18 protein-coding genes, 1 rRNA gene and 1 riboswitch are annotated in these 18,133 nt (G+C 62.7%); of the genes, 9 read left to right on the top strand and 10 right to left on the bottom strand.

Annotation, left to right across the window (positions count from 1 at the left end; all coding sequences use genetic code 11):
* Position 1: 1 nt before the first annotated feature.
* Positions 2-119: ribosomal RNA gene (gene rrf, locus J5Y21_RS10915) — 5S ribosomal RNA — on the top strand.
* A 97-nt stretch (positions 120-216) separates the two neighbouring features.
* Positions 217-1,011 carry a sulfite exporter TauE/SafE family protein gene (locus J5Y21_RS10910; protein WP_210575707.1) on the top strand — a complete coding sequence of 265 codons (795 nt, stop codon included), beginning with the start codon at positions 217-219 and terminating at the stop codon, positions 1,009-1,011.
* A 68-nt stretch (positions 1,012-1,079) separates the two neighbouring features.
* Here the strand turns inward: J5Y21_RS10910 and J5Y21_RS10905 are convergent, their stop codons facing one another.
* From J5Y21_RS10905 to J5Y21_RS10895, 3 genes are all read right to left on the bottom strand, one after another.
* Complete coding sequence (locus J5Y21_RS10905; protein ID WP_210575700.1) at positions 1,080-2,918, bottom strand: metallophosphoesterase family protein; 1,839 nt, start codon at positions 2,916-2,918, stop codon at positions 1,080-1,082.
* Between the two features lie 112 nt (positions 2,919-3,030).
* Complete coding sequence (locus J5Y21_RS10900) at positions 3,031-3,678, bottom strand: DUF3239 domain-containing protein (protein ID WP_210575692.1); 648 nt, start codon at positions 3,676-3,678, stop codon at positions 3,031-3,033.
* Positions 3,679-3,689: 11 nt separating this feature from the next.
* The gene (locus tag J5Y21_RS10895) at positions 3,690-5,345 is read right to left on the bottom strand and encodes a DNA repair helicase XPB (RefSeq protein WP_210575689.1); all 1,656 of its coding nucleotides are present in this window, start codon (positions 5,343-5,345) and stop codon (positions 3,690-3,692) included.
* Positions 5,346-5,421: 76 nt separating this feature from the next.
* On the opposite strand from J5Y21_RS10895, the gene J5Y21_RS10890 reads away from it, so the two are divergent.
* The 3 genes from J5Y21_RS10890 to J5Y21_RS10880 all read left to right on the top strand — a co-directional run bounded on the left by J5Y21_RS10890 (position 5,422) and on the right by J5Y21_RS10880 (position 6,197).
* A complete protein-coding gene (locus J5Y21_RS10890) occupies positions 5,422-5,676 on the top strand; it encodes a type II toxin-antitoxin system ParD family antitoxin (RefSeq protein WP_210575687.1) in 255 nt (84 codons plus the stop codon).
* On the top strand, positions 5,660-5,947 hold the full coding sequence (locus J5Y21_RS10885) for a type II toxin-antitoxin system RelE/ParE family toxin (RefSeq protein ID WP_210575679.1): 288 nt from the start codon (positions 5,660-5,662) through the stop codon (positions 5,945-5,947). Before J5Y21_RS10890 ends, J5Y21_RS10885 begins: the two co-directional genes overlap by 17 nt.
* 64 nt (positions 5,948-6,011) lie before the next feature.
* Positions 6,012-6,197, top strand: a complete 186-nt coding sequence (locus tag J5Y21_RS10880; protein WP_210575677.1) for a hypothetical protein — start codon at positions 6,012-6,014, stop codon at positions 6,195-6,197.
* Between the two features lie 75 nt (positions 6,198-6,272).
* Here J5Y21_RS10880 and J5Y21_RS10875 read toward each other — a convergent pair whose 3' ends face one another.
* Genes J5Y21_RS10875 through J5Y21_RS10860 form a run of 4 tightly spaced genes read right to left on the bottom strand, consistent with a single transcriptional unit; the run spans position 6,273 to position 9,053 of the window.
* The gene (locus J5Y21_RS10875; RefSeq protein WP_210575670.1) at positions 6,273-7,472 is read right to left on the bottom strand and encodes an ABC transporter permease; all 1,200 of its coding nucleotides are present in this window, start codon (positions 7,470-7,472) and stop codon (positions 6,273-6,275) included.
* The gene (locus J5Y21_RS10870; protein ID WP_210575668.1) at positions 7,472-8,350 is read right to left on the bottom strand and encodes an ATP-binding cassette domain-containing protein; all 879 of its coding nucleotides are present in this window, start codon (positions 8,348-8,350) and stop codon (positions 7,472-7,474) included. The genes J5Y21_RS10875 and J5Y21_RS10870 overlap by 1 nt, the downstream gene beginning before the upstream one ends.
* A gap of 2 nt (positions 8,351-8,352) precedes the next feature.
* Entirely contained in the window at positions 8,353-8,799 is a 447-nt protein-coding gene (locus J5Y21_RS10865; protein ID WP_210575666.1) for a hypothetical protein, read from the bottom strand.
* Entirely contained in the window at positions 8,796-9,053 is a 258-nt protein-coding gene (locus tag J5Y21_RS10860) for a helix-turn-helix transcriptional regulator (protein ID WP_210575664.1), read from the bottom strand. The genes J5Y21_RS10865 and J5Y21_RS10860 overlap by 4 nt, the downstream gene beginning before the upstream one ends.
* An 86-nt stretch (positions 9,054-9,139) precedes the next feature.
* Here J5Y21_RS10860 and J5Y21_RS10855 point away from each other — a divergent pair, with 86 nt between their 5' ends.
* The gene (locus J5Y21_RS10855; RefSeq protein ID WP_210575663.1) at positions 9,140-11,956 is read left to right on the top strand and encodes an FAD-binding and (Fe-S)-binding domain-containing protein; all 2,817 of its coding nucleotides are present in this window, start codon (positions 9,140-9,142) and stop codon (positions 11,954-11,956) included.
* Here J5Y21_RS10855 and J5Y21_RS10850 read toward each other — a convergent pair.
* Positions 11,953-14,016, bottom strand: coding sequence for a helicase-associated domain-containing protein (locus J5Y21_RS10850; RefSeq protein WP_210575660.1), 2,064 nt, complete (start codon positions 14,014-14,016; stop codon positions 11,953-11,955). The two genes, J5Y21_RS10855 and J5Y21_RS10850, sit on opposite strands and share 4 nt — an antisense overlap.
* A gap of 53 nt (positions 14,017-14,069) precedes the next feature.
* Between J5Y21_RS10850 and J5Y21_RS10845 the strand changes: the two genes are divergently transcribed.
* Positions 14,070-14,270, top strand: coding sequence for a hypothetical protein (locus tag J5Y21_RS10845; protein WP_210575659.1), 201 nt, complete (start codon positions 14,070-14,072; stop codon positions 14,268-14,270).
* Positions 14,271-14,447: 177 nt separating this feature from the next.
* Positions 14,448-15,872: a YeeE/YedE thiosulfate transporter family protein gene (locus J5Y21_RS10840; RefSeq protein WP_210575657.1), complete on the top strand. Its 1,425-nt coding sequence runs from the start codon at positions 14,448-14,450 to the stop codon at positions 15,870-15,872.
* 77 nt (positions 15,873-15,949) lie between these two features.
* Here the strand turns inward: J5Y21_RS10840 and J5Y21_RS10835 are convergent, their stop codons facing one another.
* Positions 15,950-16,660: a resuscitation-promoting factor Rpf1 domain-containing protein gene (locus J5Y21_RS10835; protein ID WP_210575655.1), complete on the bottom strand. Its 711-nt coding sequence runs from the start codon at positions 16,658-16,660 to the stop codon at positions 15,950-15,952.
* 10 nt (positions 16,661-16,670) lie between these two features.
* Positions 16,671-16,862: riboswitch (cyclic di-AMP (ydaO/yuaA leader) on the bottom strand.
* Between the two features lie 301 nt (positions 16,863-17,163).
* On the opposite strand from J5Y21_RS10835, the gene J5Y21_RS10830 reads away from it, so the two are divergent.
* On the top strand, positions 17,164-17,547 hold the full coding sequence (locus J5Y21_RS10830) for a cold-shock protein (RefSeq protein WP_210575652.1): 384 nt from the start codon (positions 17,164-17,166) through the stop codon (positions 17,545-17,547).
* A gap of 23 nt (positions 17,548-17,570) precedes the next feature.
* On the opposite strand, the gene J5Y21_RS10825 is transcribed toward J5Y21_RS10830, so the two are convergent.
* Positions 17,571-18,116 carry a DUF2771 domain-containing protein gene (locus J5Y21_RS10825; RefSeq protein WP_210575651.1) on the bottom strand — a complete coding sequence of 182 codons (546 nt, stop codon included), beginning with the start codon at positions 18,114-18,116 and terminating at the stop codon, positions 17,571-17,573.
* Positions 18,117-18,133: the final 17 nt, after the last annotated feature.

The raw sequence follows: 18,133 nt of genomic DNA, 5'->3' as shown, positions 1-18,133 counted from the left end.
TGTCGGTGGTTGATAGCGGTGGGGAAACGCCCGGTCCCATTCCGAACCCGGAAGCTAAGCCCACCCGCGCTGATGGTACTGCACTCGGGAGGGTGTGGGAGAGTAAGTTACCGCCGACCAAAAACTTAATTCAGGCGGCGCCCTTCGAGGATAGACTCCTCAAGGGGCGCCGCTTTTTGTATTTCTTCTACTTCAGGATTCCAGGAGTTTCACGAGATGACCGTTCTATCCGGGCTGCTGCTGTTCGCCATGGGCATCATGGCCGGCATTATCAACTCCGCTGTCGGTTCTGGGTCTCTGCTTACCCTGCCTGTACTGCTGGCGATCGGCGTACCGCCGGGGGTCGCGGTGCGTACCAACACGATCGGCATGATGTTCGCGTCGTTCGGGTCAGCGTGGGGTTTCCGTCACGAGACGAAGAAGGAGCTGCCGTTCCTTGGCCCGCTGATTGTCGCCACCATTATTGGTTCGGCTGCCGGCTCGTTGCTGCTCCTGTTCACCCCGTCCTCGGCGTTGGATTGGGTCATCCCGATCTTGATCGTGGTCGCCTTGCTCCTCGTGATTTTCCAGCAGCGGTTCGTGAAAGCGTTTTCCAAGACTCAGGTCGTGGGGGAGGACGGTGGCGACGGGACTGTCGGCGCACCCTACAAGCGTTCCGGCCTCGTCGGCGCGATGGGTTTGGCGTCTATGTATGGCGGCTTCTTCACTGCGGCGCAGGGCGTGCTCTACATGGCGATCATGGGCGTGGGCACGGGCCACCCATTCAAAGACGTGAACCCGGTCAAGAACTTCTTGTCCATGATCGTGAACTCCGTCGCCGCTCTCGTCTACTTGATCGCCTTTCTTTTCTTTGGTGCAGAGGTGCTGTGGATCGGAGTGGCCATTTTGGCTGCCGGCGGGTTGATTGGCGGTCTGGTCGGTTCCCGTATCGCGAAGCGGCTCTCTAACAAGTTCTTGAAGGGCCTCATCGTTGTCGTTGCTCTTTACGCGCTGATCCGCCAATTCATTTAGAACCGCACGCATGACGAAAGGCCAGCCCCGAACGGGGACTGGCCTTCTTGTGTTTTAGAAGTAGACAGTTACTTCTTCACAATGCCGTAGGAGTTGTAGAGCTCGACCGTGCGCTCCTCGCCCTTGTGCAGATCGCCCTTGACCTTGTAGAAGTCGATCTTGAAGGTCTCGTCGGTGACGGTGTAGACCGCGAAGCACTGAACCGTAGACTGGCGGTAGTTCTCGTGCTTGTGCTCGAACTTCGGGGAGTCCTGCGGCTGCTCAGCAACGTCGTACAGGCCGTTCCAGAGATCGACGTCTTCCTCGGTCATCCAGTCCAGCTTCGGACGGACCTTGTGGACGTGGTCGACGCCCTTCTTGTAGATCGCGTCGTACGCCTTGGTGCCAGAGGTGTTCGGAATGATGTAGGTGACACCCTCCGGGTTCACGTGGTGCTCGACGCCGTCGATCTCTTCCTTCTTGGTGTCCTCGACCTCGCCGTAGGAGAAGTTGTCCGGGGTGTAGACGAGGGACTTGGTGCGGGTCAGGTTGTGGTCGTGGCCCTGGAGCACAACGTCGACGCCGAGCTCGTCGGCGATCTTGACGAACTCCTCACGGGTGACCTGGACATCCTTGTCCTGCAGTGCGTGGTAGGACGCGGAGTAAACCGGCTTGTGGTAGGTCAGAACGATCCACTTGGCACCGGCCTCGCGGGCGGCGGTGATGTCCTGCTTGGCCCACTCCATCTGCTTCTTGCCGATGGCGCCCTGATCCGGGTTGTCCTCGGACTCCTTGTTGTCGTTGGTGTTCAGGACAACGAAGTGGACACCGGAGTGGTCGTAGGAGTAGTAGGAGCCGCCGTCAATGGCGCCGTCGGTGACCGGAGCGTTGGTGTGCTCGTTGAAGGCGGTGAGGTCCTTGCCGTCCTCCCACAGGAGGTTGTACTCGTCGTGGTTGCCGGAGGTGTAGGCGTGCGGCAGGTTCATGTTCGCCTTGCGGGACATGTTGAGGTTGTCGACCCACTCGTCCTCGACAGCCGCGGTCTCGACGAAGTCGCCGGTGTGGACAGCGAAGGTGGCGTCAGGCGCGACCTCCATCGCCTTCTCCAGCGTGTTAGCGCCGTAGGCCGCCTCGTTGTTCACGTTGGCGTTCCAGTAAGCGTTCTGGGTATCGGTGTAGTGGATGAACTGCACCTCGTCCTTGTCCGGATCGGAAGTGGTGAAGGTGCCGGTCTCGGAGAAGCCCTCAGATTCGGAGCCGACCTGGAAGTAGTACTTCTTGCCCGGCTCGAGACCGGTGGCCTTGCTCTTGTTGGTGTTCTCCTTCACATCCTGCAGCTCGAGGAAGCCGAGCTTCGGGCCCTCGGAGGTCCACTTGGTGTTCTCGCGGGTGATCTGCTCGTCGGTGAAGTAGCCCTTGATCTCCTCCGGCTTGCCCTCGTCATTGAGGATGAACTTGCCGTCCTCATCGGTGTCGGCGGAGGCGTAGATGTAGTAGCCGTCCTTGTCGCGCTCAGCGTAGCGGCTGGTGACCTCGGTGGTCTCTGCCGGGAATTCCATTGCGCCGGACATGTCTTCCTGGTCGGAGACGCGGAGCATGGAATCGTCCAGGGCGTCCTTGGTGTACCAGTTGAACGCCATCTCGGTCGCGGGGTCTTCCGTGATGTTCATGGCGATACGGTCCGGCTTGTTGTCGACCTGAACCTCGGCGACCTCAGGCTTGTCATCCTGCAGTTCAATCAGGTCGAGGCCGTTCTTTTCACCGTAGACCGGGTCGACTTCCTTCGACTCAGTCTCGGTGTTCGTGGTGGTGGTGGCGGCGGTGTCGGTGTCGGATGCGTTCTCGTTATTCGGCGAGCACGCAGCCAAGACGACCGTCGTGCCAGTCAACACGGCGAGCAACTTGAAAGATGTGGATTTAGATTGCACGGTGAAACCCTTCGGCAGTGTGTGATTACTTTCCCTTCCCACAGTGCCTTCACCGGGTTAAATAATAGTTGCGGAACTTTAACGCAACAGTGAACTTCCGTACAGGTTTCTTTTAGAGGGGGAGCAGGTTCATGGGGGTCGCTTTGACGTCGTCAAGCTTGGCTCGCGCTTTGTCCAGCTTGTGCCACTGTTCCTGCGGGATTGCGGCGCGCGCTTGCTTAACGACGTCGCGGTCAGGCGTGGCCCATGCGATCGGCATCGGGGTCACCTCTTGCCAGTGATCCTTGTCACGTGTGGTGCGGCGGCCGCCGACGGCGACTGACGGCACTTTGGTGCCCACCTTCGGCTCGTCGATGCCGGGGATGGAGGAGACCGTGCGCAGGGCCGCCGCGTACTTAGGCGGGAGGGTCTCGTCAACGTTGATGTTGACCAGCGCCATGAGCACCACATCGCGCGGGTTGACCTCGGCGATGACGGCGGGGGCGAGCGGGTAGCGGTCGTAGAGTTCCTGTGCGCCGCCGACGGAACGGGGGACCATGAGACCGACGATGAGCATCACGATGCCGAACGGGACGAGCCCGATCACGCCGAACCACCCCCACGCGGAGTTATCGGGGGTGAGCGTCCACAGCAGCACGGCCGCGACGACGCAGATGACGAACAAGCTGATGCCCGAGATGGTCACCTTGCGCGTATCGCGCAGCATCTCGTTGTGCTTTTTGGCGAAAGTTTCATCAACGTCGAAGTGAAAGCGATTCATAACCTCACAGTTTAGAGGTCCGCTGCGTCCACCAGCCGGTAGGCGTAGCCCTGTTCGGCCAGGAAACGCTGGCGGTGCATCGCGTACTCGGCATCGAGGGTGTCGCGTGCGACGACGGTGTAGAACAGCGCTTCCGCACCATCGGCTTTCGGGCGCAGCAGCCGTCCGAGGCGCTGGGCTTCTTCCTGGCGCGATCCGAATGTCCCGGACACCTGTATCCCCACCGCGGCTTCCGGCAGGTCAATGGAGAAATTAGCCACCTTCGACACAACGAGAGTCTGGATTTCACCGTTCCGGAACGCGTCGAAGGTGGTTTCGCGTTTCTTGGTGGAGGTTTTTCCGTCGATAAGCGGGGCACCCGTGCGCGCGGCGATGTCCTCGAGCTGCTCGATGAAGGCGCCGATGATCAACGTTTGCTGCCCGGAATGTTGGGCAAGAAGCTTATCGACGACAGCCAGCTTCCCCTCACTGCATGCCGCGATGCGGTAGCGCTCCCGGGTCTCCGCGGTGGCATACATCATGCGCTCGTCTTCGGTGAGCGTGGTGCGGACTTCGACGCATTCGGCGGTGGCGATATAGCCGGCCATTTCGAGCTCTTTCCACGGGGCGTCATAGCGCTTCGGGCCGATCAGGGAAAAGACATCGTCTTCGCGGTGGTCCTCGCGCACGAGGGTCGCGGTCAGGCCGAGGCGGCGGCGCGACTGGAGGTCCGCGGCCATGCGGAAGACGGGGGCGGGCAACAGGTGCACCTCGTCGTAGATGATCAGCCCCCAGTCGCGGGAATCGAAGAGCTCGAGTGCCTTGTACTCGCCCTTCGTCTTGCGTGTGATCACCTGGTACGTGGCGATGGTGACGGGGCGGATCTCCTTGCGCTCGCCGGAATACTCGCCGATTTCCTCGGGGGTCAGGGTCGTGCGGCGGAGCAGCTCATCGCGCCACTGCCGGCCAGCGACGGTGTTGGTGACCAGGATCAGCGTTGTGGTCTGGGCCTGCGCCATGGAAGCCGCACCGACGATGGTCTTGCCGGCGCCGCAGGGCAGCACGACCACGCCGGAACCGCCCTCCCAGAATGACTCTGTGGCGTATTGCTGATAATCGCGCAGCTCCCATCTGTCCGCTCCGTCCAATCCGGCGGTGAGCTGGATTGGGTGAGATTCGCCGTCGACGTAGCCGGCGCGGTCGTCCACAGGCCAGCCGAGTTTGGTCAACTCCTGCTTGATCCGGCCACGTTCGGAGGGGTGGACGGGGGCGGTGGTGTCGTCGATAAGCGCGCCCACCATGGGCTGAATCTTCTTGTTGCGGGTGATCTCGGTGAGGATCGCGGCGTCGTCCGCCTCGAGAATGAGGCCATGTGCCGGGTGCTTGAGCAGGCGGACCCGGCCGTAGCGCGCCATCGTCTCGGCGACATCAATCAGCAGGGCCTGGGGGACGGGGAACCGGGAGTAGCGCTCGAGGACGTCCACGGCCTGCTCCGCATCGAAGCCCGCTGCCCGCGCATTCCACAGCGCTAGAGGAGTGATCCGGTAGGTGTGGACGTGCTCTGGCGCGCGCTCGAGCTCCGCGTACGGCGCCAATGCCGCGCGCGCCGCCCCCGCTTCGGGGTGCGCGACATCGAGGAGGACAGTCTTGTCGGACTGAACAATGAGCGGGCCGTCACCTAAAGGCATGGGGCGATTATGCCTGCCGAGGTCGAGAGAGTCGAACTTCGGAAGGGTGAGTACCAAGAAATGGTAAGGTAATGGCATGCCTGCTAAGAATACTTCTGTCGTCCTCGGGGAGCGCTACGATAAGTTCATTGCCGAACTGCTGGAAGAGGGGAGATATGCCTCGGCCAGCGAGGTTCTGAGGGAGGGCCTCCGACTAGTCGAGGAACGCGAACGGCTCTTTGCGGCGCTGAATACGGAGTTGGAGAAGGGCGAACGAAGTGGATTCGTGAAGGATTTCGATCCGGAATCATTCATCGCACGAATGAAAAACCAGCATGAGGTATCTGCTTAGTAGCGAAGCGGAGCTAGATCTCGAGGAGATTTGGCGCTACACCGCCGCAGAATGGGGGACGTTGAGGGCAGAACAATACGTGGGGCAGATTTTGGCGACTTTCGAGCAACTTTCTGGAAGCCCAAAGATGGGGAGGTCGCTGGAGGGGGTCAGGCCTGGCTACCGGATGAAGGGCGCAGGGAAACACAAAATTTTCTATAGAGATTTTGGTGGTCGCATCGAAGTGATCCGCGTGCTCCATCAAAAAATGGATCCGTCGCGACATCTCTAAGGTGCGCGGAAAGGGCCCAGGCGGCCGCTTGAGGTGAGGCCGCGAGCGGGATGCCGCCACGTTCGTGGCCGATAACCGCGGTCCGCTGGGCGCGCTGCTTGGCACCCTCGTCGGCTCCATCGTCCTGTTCATCCCGGGCCTGTGCGGCGAAGCGTCCATCGCTGGTGCTCTCGGCGAGGCGATCAACCGTGGAAAGACGCCGCAGCCGAAGGACGAGGCTGCGACTCAGCCGGAGACAGCCTCCAAGTAATTGTTGGCAGACGAGAAGCCGGGCCCCGAATGGGACCCGGCTTCATTCTGTCTTTGACGTCAAGGTGGAGGAGGGTTAGCCCTTCAGCGCCTCCGACCACTTGGTGGTCTTGCCGTTATTCAGGATGGAACGGCGGTAGATGCGTGCGGTGACCCAGATGACCGCGAGGGTCGCGATGGTGGCGATGGCCAGCGAACCTGCGAGCTGGAGTGCGGTGAAATCGCCGGCTGCGTAGGACAGCGGTGCAGCGAAAATCGACACCGGCGGGATCCAGCTAGCTACCTGCATCCAGGTCGCTCCGGTGTTCATCCACCCGAAGGCGGGGATATAGGCGCTGGCGATGATCAACAGCAGGACTGGCATCTGAGTGGACTGGAGGTCCTCAGTACGCTGCACCATCGCGCCGGCGGCGGCGTAAAGCCCTCCGAAGAAGAGCATGGCCAGGACGTATGAGAGGAGCATGATGGGAAGAATCGACCATGCGATGTCGACATCCTTTAGCAGCCCCGTCACCTTCAGGCTGATCCCAGCGGCGGCGACGAGGACGGCTGTGGACACGAAACCGAAGACGAGGTTGCCCAGAATCTTGCCCGCGAGGAAGTCGAGCGGGCGCACCGCGGCGAGGACGAGCTCGACAACGCGGGAGGATTTTTCCTCCGTCACGCGGCTGCCCACCTGCGCGGCGAATGTGATCACCATGAAGACGATGGCCATCAACAGTACGAACGTAGTGAGTAGTTTGATGAAGTCCTGCTCAGACTCGGCATCGTCCTTGCCAGCGTCCAAATCGGCGATGTCCACCGGCACGACCTCAACATTCGGGCTGGCAGCTGCGAATTCTTCCGGCGAGATCCCGAGCTTTTCTAACGCGGTGGTTTGAGCGACTCCGTCGGCGGTGCCGTTAACGTCGGCGACAACTTCGGGTTTGGGGAAGCCGTCGCTGATGACCTGCCAGGTGTCGCCTTCGACAACGAGTGCGGTGTCCACCTCACCGTCGCGCACGAGCTGCTCAGCTTCAGCGCGGTCGGCGGCTTCGCGCGGTTCGAAGGTGGTGCCTTCAAAAGTCTGGCTTTCAACGCCGACGACGGCGACAGTGGTGGGATCCTTAGAGTCGCTCTTGTCTTTCTGCCAGGCTGCGAAACCGATCAAGCCGATGATGGCGAGCATCATGATCAGCAAGGTGATGATCACGGATTTCTTGCTGAAGAGGATCTGGATCTCGCGCTTAGCGGTGGTGAGGACGGTGTGGAGCGGGGAATAGGTGCTCGTGGTCATTACTTCACAACCTCCTTGAACAGGTCGGTCAGGTCGGGGACAACGCGGGTGAATTCATGGACATCGCCGGCGGCGAGGGCCGCGCGGAGGATGTGCTGATCGTTGCCGGTGGAAGAGGTCTCGAGGATGACGTGGTCCGGGGCGTCGTCGATAAGCGTCGTGCCCTCCGGGAACCATCCGCGGGCCGTGGTGCCGACTTTGTAGCGGACAGGGCCGTGGGTGCGGAGCTCGTCGACGGTGCCTTCGGCGACCATGCGGCCGCGGGTGACGATGCCGACGCGGTCGCACAGGCGCTGGACGAGGTCGAGCTGGTGCGATGAGAAAACGACGGGGACACCATTGCGGGCGTGGTCGGTGAGCATGGTGCTCATGACGTCCACAGCGACGGGGTCGAGGCCGGAGAACGGCTCGTCGAGGATGAGGATGTCCGGGTCGTGGATCAAGCTGGCGGCGAGCTGGACGCGCTGCTGGTTGCCCAGCGAGAGATCGTCAAGCTTGTCGTTCGTGCGTTCACCGAGCCCGAGCTCACCCAGGAGCTCCTCGCCGCGCTTTTTCGCGGCGGCCTTGTCCACACCGTGGAGCTGAGCCAAAAAGACCAGTTGGTCGAGGACTTTCTCCTTGCCGTAGAGACCGCGCTCTTCCGGCATGTAGCCGATGCGGCGTCGCGTGGCGTCGTCAAGCGGGGTGCCGTCGAGGAGGACTTCGCCGGAATCGGCCTCGAGCACGCCGAGCGCGATGCGCATGGTGGTGGACTTGCCGGCGCCGTTGGAGCCGACGAAGCCGTAGAGCTCACCGTCGCCGACGGAGAAGCTCATCCCGTCCAGCGCCTGGGTATCGCCGAAGCGTTTGTGCAGGTCTCTAATGTCAAGAGTGGTCATTTTCAGTCCTCCTTGCGGTTGAAGGTGATGGCGTAGCCGATCATGGGCAGTGGGTAGACGATAAGGAAAGTGAACAGCATGAAATAACCGGCGGCTAAGAGGGCCGTGCTGCCCGGTGTGTCAAGCCGCTCGCCGAGAAGCATGAAGGTGAAGCCGCCGATTCCGTTGAGCAGGGCGAACACCTTCATCGCGCGCTTGCGCCAGGTGTCCAGCACGCTGCGCTCGTACTCGTCGAGCTGGTCTTCTGGGACACTGTCGGCGTTTCCGTTCTCCGCTCTGATCTGCGCCCACGCGATCATGCTGATCACGACGAAAGTAATCGATAGGGTGGACAGCCACCATTGGCGCAGTATCGGCTGGAGAGCGGTGCAGACGATGAAAGCGAGCATGAAGAAAAAGAAAACAAAGATCAGAGTCTTCGTTTTTCTCTCGCGGTCGAGGCGTTTCATTTCGGGTACAGCTCCTTCGACATAGGGGCGAATTCGGTGCGGGAGAACACGGCCTCGACGGGGAGGTCGAATACCTCGCAGACGCGGAAGGCGAGGTCGAGGCTGGGGGAGTGGTCGCCGCGCTCCAAAGCGCCGATGGTCTGCGGGTTCACGTCGATGAGCTCGGCGAGTTGGTTTCGCGACATGTCGCGCTCCGTCCTCAAGACGCGAACCCGATTGTGAATCGGACTCTTCGGTTGTTTTCGTGCTGCCACACAATTAAGTGTTGTATAAACGCAACAATCTGTCAATGGGGAGAGCGGAAAAAGTTTGGAGCACTCGATCGGGATAGCATGAGACTATGACTGCAACAATCACCTCCCCAGCCGCGCACCTGGTCCGCGAATTAGGCTCCGACCAGACGATTTCCACCCGCCAGATCGATCGCATCAAATACGCGCACGATGCCTCGCACTTCCTCTACACCCCGCAGGTGGTGGCGGAGGCGCGCAACGCCAGCGACGTCGCCGCAGCCTTCCGCGCGTCGATCTCCTCCGGCACGCCGGTCGTGCTGCGTGCGGGCGGCACGTCGCTGTCCGGGCAGGCCGGGGGAGGGGGCATGCTTGTCGACGTCCGCAAGCACTTCCGCGGCGTCGAGGTTCTCGATGCCGGTAAACGCGTGCGGGTGCAGCCCGGTTCGACGGTGCGCCAGGTCAATGCGCACCTCGCACCGTACGGCCGGAAGCTCGGCCCCGATCCTGCTTCCGAAGGTGCGGCGACCTTGGGCGGCGTGATCTCCAACAACTCCTCCGGCATGGCGTGCGGCACGCTGTACAACACCTACAACACCCTTGAATCCCTGACGTTCGTGCTGCCGTCCGGCACCGTCATTGACACCGCGCATGCGGATGCGGAGGCGCAGTTCAAACGGGAGGAACCGGGGCTCGTCGATAAGCTCGAGCAATTGAAGCGCCGCGTGCGCGGCAACGCGGAATCCGTGAAGAAGATCGAGCAGCACTTCGCGCTGAAGAACACGATGGGTTACTCGCTCAACGCGTTCCTCGACTACGAGTCGCCGCTGGAGATTTTCACGCACCTGCTCGTCGCGTCCGAGGGCACGCTCGCGTTCATCGCTGAGGCGGTGCTGCGCACGGTCGAGGTGCCGAAGCTGAAGACCACCACGATCGCGGTGTACCCGACGATCGACGCCGCGACCCGTTCGCTGCCCGCGTTATTCGATTCGAAGGCGGCCACGCTCGAGCTGATGGATTCCCGCTCCATTGCCGTCGGCCGCGGCTTTGACTCCGTGCCGGAACAGATCACCGGCTTCGAGCTGGACCAGCACGCGGCGCTGCTGATCGAGTACCACGCGAACGAAGAAGAGCAGCTGCGCGAGTACGAGCGTGCCGGCGCGAAGCTCTTGGGCGAGCTGGATCTGGCCACGCCTGCGGAATTCTCCACCGACCCGAAACAAGCGGCGAAGGCGTGGGCCTTCCGCAAGGGCCTCTACGCCCAAGTCGCGGAGGCGCGCCCGTCCGGCACGACGGCACTTCTCGAGGACATCGCCGTGCCGGTCGAGGACCTGGCCGACACCTGCGGCGGGCTGCAGGGGCTGTTTGACGAATACTCCTACGACGATGCCGTCATCTTCGGTCATGCCAAGGACGGCAATATCCACTTCCTCATTACGGACCGTTTCGAGGGCGATGAGAACTTGGGCCGCTACGACGGGTTCAATGAGGCGATGGTGGATCTCGTGCTCGGCGCGGGAGGAAACCTCAAGGCCGAGCACGGCACCGGCCGTGTCATGGCGCCGTATGTGCGCCGCCAGTACGGCGATGAGCTCTACGAGGTCATGGTGGAGCTCAAGCACGCTGCCGACCCGCGCGGGGTGATGAACCCGGGCGTGATCATCACCGACGACGACCGCGAGCACATGAAGAATTTCAAGCTCAACCCGCTGGTCGAAGACGAGATCGACTCGTGCGTGGAATGCGGCTACTGCGAACCGGTGTGTCCCTCGCGCGATCTCACCATGACGCCGCGCCAGCGCATCGTTGTTCGCCGCGCCCGCGCGAAGGCGATCCAGGAAGGCAATACCGAGCTGGTCAAGCACATTGACGCCGAGTACCAGTACGAGGGCATCGATACCTGCGCCGTCGACTCTATGTGCGTGACTGCGTGCCCGGTGGGTATCGACACCGGCAAGTTCATCAAGTCACTGCGTCGCGGCCAGGCCGGCGCGGTCGAATCGGCTGGCTGGGCGGCCGCCGCGAAGGCATGGGGACCGGGCAATAAACTCGCCTCCACCGCACTGACCGGCGCGCATTACCTGCCCGCATCGCTGGTGGAGAAGGTCACTGATGTCGCCCGCGCGCTCGTCGGCGAGGACACCGTGCCGTCGTACCGCCCGGAGCTGACCAAGGGAGGTACTTCCCGTTCCAAGGCCTTCGGCACGCGCATCGGCGACCCGAACGCCGAACCCGTCGGCGTATTCGTTCCTGCCTGCGTGAACTCCATGTTCGGTCCGCAGGGCGAGGGCATTGGCGCATCCGCCGCATTCGCGAAACTGGTTGAGCGCGCCGGGCTCTCCCTCGTCGTGCCCGACGGTATCGACGGGATGTGCTGTGGCACCCCGTGGGCGTCGAAAGGCATGGCGACCGGCCACGATATCATGCAGCGCCGCGTGAACGACGAGCTCATCGCCGCTACCGACGGCGGCCGTCTGCCAGTCATCGTTGATGCCACCAGCTGCACCCACGGCTTCCAGGACATGGCTGAGACCATCGGCATCACTGTCATCGATGCAGTTGCATTCGTGCGCGACAAGGTGGTGGACAAGCTCGAAGTTGCAAAGAAGGTCGATTCGATCACGCTGCACCCGACGTGCTCTGCGACGCACCTTTCGCTTATCGACGGCCTCTCCCAAGTCGCCGCTGCCGCCGCCGACGAGGTCAACGTGCCGCCGGAGTGGAACTGCTGCGGCTACGCCGGCGACCGCGGCATGTTGCACCCGGAGCTCACTCGCGCTGCCACCAAGCGCGAGGCGGAGGAAGTCGCCGAATTCGACTCCCAATGCCACGCGTCTTCCAACCGCACGTGCGAGCTGGGGTTGACTGCCGCCACCGGCAAAGACTACGAGCACGTGCTGGAGGTGCTCGAGCGGGTCAGCCGCTAGGCCATCACGACTTTGGTGATGCGCGGCAAAGCGATGCGCACCACCGAGTCGGTGGCCGGAACATGCGCGTCGACCTGCCCGGCAGATACCGACAAAGGCCAGGCGGTGAGTGTCTTCCCGCGGCCGTTCTTATCCACGTAGCCCAGCGTGACCTGGCGCTTGCCGCGCGCGGCGGCGCGCAGTGTCTCGATGGTGTCCCCGGCGGCCGGCGGCGCGGGCTCCGCGCTGGTGCTCTCCGAGCGCAGGCGCGCGATAATCTGTTCGGCCTGCTCGTCGGTGACCGCGGTCGGCCGCGGTAGGTGAGAAGGAGTAGCGGGAACCAGCGCTGGCTCGGGCGCCATGTTCAGCTGCGCGCCCGTTTCGTCTTCTGCGGTGGGCTGCAGGCCCGCCTTGCGAAGAGCCTCCATGAGTTTAGGTAAAGGTAGCTGGGACACTGCGACGGTCGGTGCCAGGGGGCGGATGATTCCGCTGAGTTTTTCCGCCGCCGTCGTGATGAGCGCAGGGTCCGCGCTGCGGAGATAGCTCATCGCAGACCCCGCCCGGATGGAACCGTGGGTGCGGGCGGTGTCGTCGATGAGGAATGCAATGCCCTGGGGAACCTCGCCCATGACATGGTCATTCAGCCAGGCGTGGATTTCCTCTGCTGTAAGCCCCGCATCGAGGCCGCGGCGCACGGACGCGTCGGTGATGCGCCAGACGCTGGCCACGCCGGGAGATTCAAGGTCCGCGATGCGTTCGAGGAATGCGCCCATTTCCGGTTCGAGTGGGCCGGGTGCGAGCACCGTCATGTCGGCCTGCGCGATGAGAGTGTCCACCGGGGTGGGCACGAGTTCGCGGGTCGCGGCAGCGATATCGGCGCCGTCGAGAAGCGCCGCCAGCGGTGTCGATGCTGCAGGAGTCGAATCGAGCGCGCCCACGAAGTGGGCTTCGTGGATGGTGGTGTTGATGAAGGACGGCGGCAATTGCGAGGCTGGCAGGGGAGCGAAATAGAAGAGACGCTCGGTGTCGCCGTGATGGCGCAGGATCGTCAGGCGCGCCCCGCGGGTGTCGGGGGAGTGCATGTCTGGGGAGAGGAGCTTTTCGTCTTCATCAGTCCGCCACGGGGAGGCGGCCCATCCGGCGAGCAGGATCGCCCATTGGTCGGGCAGGGTTGCGTCCAGCCATGTGAGGGCGTCCTTCGTGGCGGCGAGGACATCGGTGTCGTCGACATTGCCGCGGCCGATCAGTCCCGCGGACTCGCCGATGGTGATCAAGAGCGCTGGGTCGAAGCCGAGCTCTTTGCGTAAGTTCGCTTGGGCGCGCACTCCCACGCTGCCGTCTTTGTTCAGTGCGATGGGCTCCGATAACAGCGAAGTGATCAACTGGCGGAGCTGCCGGACAGCATCCAGCCCCTGCGTCGCGGCGGCGGTGTCTACTGTGTCCTGATCGATCTCAGGCACAGGTGGCTCTGACATCGGGAACGTCCGGGCCGGGTGGCCGCGGAGCACGTCGCGGACGGGGCGGGGGAGACGGACCGTATTGGAGTCGACGCGGACGAGCAGACCCTTCGCGATGAGCGTGGCGATGGGCGTATCCGGGGCCGCATCCGGTGCAGCAGCCTTCGTGGTGCCCACGCCGCCGTTGGTGGCGAGTGTTTCCAGCACCTTGCGTTCGGGGGAGGAGATATCTGCCATGAGCTCGTCGAGGTTCTCCGGCACCGGATCGGTCACGCGCCAGCCGGCGGGGACAGCGCTGAGTACCCCCGGTGCGATGCGGAGCTCATTGTCGTCGCCGAAGACGAGCGCGTGGGCGCGAAGGTTATCGAGCTTCCCATCACCGGCATGCGCGGTGGCGTCATATGGGTTGAATTCCGCCCCGGCATCAGCGAGACGTTCGAGAAGTGCCAGGTCGGGGGCGGTGAGGCGTCGTAAAGCTCGTGCAATCGACCCGGGAAGCGCAAGGCGCGTAGCGAGCGAGGCGACCTGTGGAGGCGCAGGAAAGAACGCGTCGGGGCGTGCGTCGATGAGGCGGCGCAGCGCGGCGTCGTCGAGTGTGGTGAGCGAACGGGTGAAGGAATTCATTGCGGGGGTGAGTTTACGTGCGTTTTGGGCGCTGACGTGAAAGAATAGGCCTTATGGCTAAAGACCTCGAGAACATCACCCAGATCAACCCGGCGTGGCCTGCGCACACCCCGGGTAATGGCCACCCGGTGACGGAGATTTCCTCCAAGCTCACGGGTGCGAACAGCCCCTTCGGCAATGACACGGTCCTGCCCCGTCCGTGGGAGGAGACCGGCTACGTGCACAACACGCTGCGCATCAACACCGCGCAGTAATTCGCTGTAGCTTTTCGCCGCGTAACGCTTCTATAGGGAGGCGTTGCGCGGTTTTATTTTGCTAATACGAATAGACTGATCGGTTTGTTACTGGTGAATGATTTATAGACTAACTGGTTCATAGATTGTAGACTCCCCAGTGTTTTTAACGGCTTAATTGAAGCACTGGAGGTTCCCATGATTCTGACCGGCTTGGCGGTCGGCGCGGCGCTCGGCATCGTCATGCAGCGCGGCCGATTCTGCGTGACGGGCATGCTGCGCGATGTCTTCCTGCAAAAGCAGGGCCGCGGTCTCGTCGCGTTCTTCATCGTTATCGCTGTCCACGCGATCGGCCTCGCGGCGCTCACATCGCTGGGCGTCATTACGCCGGAGTACCGCACCTTCGCGCCGCTCGCTGTGGCGCTCGGCGGCTTCATCTTCGGGTTGGCGATCATTCTCGCCGGCGGCTGCGCATCGGGTACGTGGTACCGCTCCGGCGAAGGTCTGGTCGGCTCGTGGTTCGCGTTGTTGTTTTACGGCCTGTCCGCCGCCGCGATGAAGAGCGGCTTCCTGTCGGGCTTCAATGACAAGCTGAAGGAATGGGACACCGGGTGGACGACACTGCCGCAGACCCTAGGCGTGTCAGCCTGGTGGTTTGCGATCCCGTTCGCGCTCGCGACCGCTTTCATTGCGCAGCGCTACCTTGCCCGTGATGCCGCAAAGCCGAAGGTGACTCTGGAGCAGCCGTGGTACCGCAAGCCGCTGCACCCGTATACCGCTGGTGCTGTCGTCGGTCTGCTCGGCGTCCTGGCATGGCCGCTGTCCGCGGCGACCGGCCGCAACGACGGCCTGGGCATCACCACTCCGTCGGCTCACCTGATGAGCTACATCACCACCGGTGAAGGGAAATTCCTCAACTGGGGCACCCTGCTGGTCCTGGGCATCCTTGTCGGCTCCTACATCGCCGCGAAGGTCGCCGGCGAATTCCGTATCCGCGTTCCTGACGGCCGCACGTCCGTCCGCGCGATTATCGGTGGTATCGGCATGGGTGTCGGCGCATCCCTGGCCGGCGGCTGCACCGTCGGCAACGGAATGGTGCAGACCTCCCTGTTCAGCTACCAGGGCTGGGTCGCAATGGCGTTCATCGCCCTCGGTGTCTTCGTCGGTGCGAAGCTGTGGCTGAAGCCGTCCGGGGTGAAGCAGGGTGCTGCCCAGGATTCTGGCGTGTACACCACCGATGAATCCATTAGCGAGCCGCAGCTCGCGGGCGTTGAGCCCCGCCAGTCCGAGGTCGAGGAGGCGCCGAAGTTCAATATCGTCTCCGCGTCCAGCGGTGTCGGTCTGAAGACGAAGCCGAAGCAGGACACCACGGCGCGTCCGCTGGGGGAGGGCCGCTACATCCTCGACACCCTCGGCGATGTCTGCCCGTTCCCGCTCATCGAGGCAAAGCAGGCGATGTCGGAGCTCAACTCCGGCGAAGAGCTCATCATCGACTTCGACTGCACCCAGGCAACTGAATCCATCCCGCAGTGGGCCGCCGACAACGGCCACGGCGTGAAGGACTTCGTGCAGAACCAGAATGCCGGTTGGCAGATCACCGTGGTGAAAGGCGCCGCGGAATAAGGCTGATTCTGCATAGAAAAAGAGCGCTCGCCCCAAAGCGGGGCGGGCGCTCTTTAGTGTCGGCGCGCTAAATCTGATTAGCGGGCGGCGTACTGCTGCTGCAGGCCGGAGACGTAGTCGTTGAAATTGGCCTGGGCCGCGGAAGCGATGCCCTGGGTGTCGCCAGCGAGAACAGCGTCGATCAGGGTCTTGTTAGCCAGGTAGAACGCGTTGTAGTCGTTGCGGTTGGCCTTGTAGGTTGCGGTGACGCGCGCCGGGACGGCGATGCCGCGGTTGTTCAGCTCGCGGGTGATGGAGGTGTACACCGCGTCGACCTCGAGCTCGGTGCTCTTCTTAGCGGCCGGCTTCGGGGCAGGCTTCGGCTTCGGAGCAGCAGCCGGCTTCGGCTTCGGTGCCGGCTTGTTAGCGGAGACGTTGCGCGGGGTCGGAGCGGAACGCAGGCCCAGGCGAGCGGAGCATGCCGGCCATGCGCCCCAGCCCTGGCCGGCGAGGGTGCGCTCAGCGACAGCGATCTGCTGCTCGCGGGTTGCCTGGTGCGGCAGGGCAGCGAACTCGCCGCCGCCGTAAGCACGCCAGGTGCCTGCGTTGAACTGCAGGCCGCCGTAGTAGCCGTTGCCGGTGTTGATGTGCCAGTTGCCGCCAGCCTCGCACTGTGCGAGACGGTCCCAGTCGGAATCCGGGGCAGCGGAAGCGATCGGGCTGATCAGGGCGGTGGTGGCCAGGGCAGCGGTAGCGCCAGCGACGGCCTTGGTGGTCAGGTTACGGTTCTGCTTGCTGTGACGTCCCATGTTGGGCTGTTTCCTCTCTTGTTGTACGTCTGCGAGGTGAGCTGTCGGGTTCAGGCTGAGGTCTTTCACACACCTGGCCGCATCGTCGGCGGCTTCACCCCAAGCGGATTTCTTCCGCGGTGCACGCGCGTTCTTCGTGCGGTGCTGGGTGGGTCCCCCGCTTTTGTCCTATGTACTTGTGTACTTTCATCGGTTTTCATGCCAGCCGGACAAAACTGAACGTGGCTGGCATCGTTAAAGGTCACGCCCGTCTAGGGGCATGGCAAGAACTGTAACCGTTTATAACGATTGAGTCACGTTCTCGGCACGATTTGTGATGCATGTGAAAAGTGTGACTCGCAGGATCTGGAGCTTGGGGGCCTTCACCTGCAAAAAAGGTGTTTTCGTGACGTACCGCACAATCGTTACCATTGGCGTGTCGCCGATCGGGCGACTAGGCGGTTGGGGGCCGTCGCGCTACACTGAACTCTTTGAATTCTTTCGATTATCGGTGGTGATCGCGCATGCCAGTAGGAAAAGTGAAGTGGTTCGATGCCGAGAAGGGCTTCGGCTTCGCTTCTAACCCAGGGGACGAGGACGTCTACGTGGGCAAGAACGTGCTGCCCGACGGCGTCGACGAGCTCTTCCCGGGACAGCGAATCGAATTCGATTTCGCCGCAGGGCGTCGCGGGCCGCAGGCGCTGCGCGTGAAGGTGCTCGACGAGCCGCGCCGCCGCCCGGTGCACCGCCGCAAGCCGGAGGAGCTGGGCAGCATGCTCGCAGATGTGATGTCCATGCTTGAGACTCAGGTGCAGCCGGCGCTCGACGCAGGCCGCTACCCGGAGCGCAAGGAGTCCCGCCAGATCGCGGAGATTCTCCGCGCAGTGGCCAAGGAGCTCGACGCCTAAGCGTAGAGCTTTAAAACTCGTTCTTATTCAGCCTCCGTCGTGAACGCCCATGTGGCCATGACGGGGGTTTCTTCGCCTTTATCGTCTGCACCGATGAGCAGGGCAGAGACTTCCATGACAACGAGATTGGTGTCGTTGCCGTCATGCTGGGTGGTCACGGGAATATCCACTTCGGTGGCTTCGCCCGGTGTGAAGGTGCGCTCAGTATTCGCGGCCGGGTCGTCGTAAATGCTGAGCACCGTCCATTGCTGCTGAGAGACTTCGTCGGGCACGGTGAGACGGATATTCTCAGCGCCCTCGGCGCTGATCCGGGTGACTTCGCCTTCCGGGCACTCGGCGCCGAATTCGCAGACGCTGAACGGGGTGGAGGAGACCTCCTGCTCGTTATCGGCCCCGTCAGTCGTGGCCGCGACCTCGAGCTCAGCTGGTGGGGTGGCGGGGCGGTTCTCCTGCCAGTTCAGGAAAAAATAGAGGCCAGCGACAATGGCGATCACCGCGACAGTGATTGCTGTGACCGTCCACGCGGGTGTCCACGTGGTCTTCGACGTTCCTGCCTTGCTTTCGACCATGACTAAGCAGTCTAACC

The sequence above is a fragment of the Corynebacterium sp. Marseille-P3884 genome, from assembly GCF_017942225.1.
Taxonomy (GTDB): Bacteria; Actinomycetota; Actinomycetes; order Mycobacteriales; family Mycobacteriaceae; genus Corynebacterium.
Note: the sequence above shows the minus strand (reverse complement) of the source record. Positions and strands in the feature narration are given on the sequence as shown.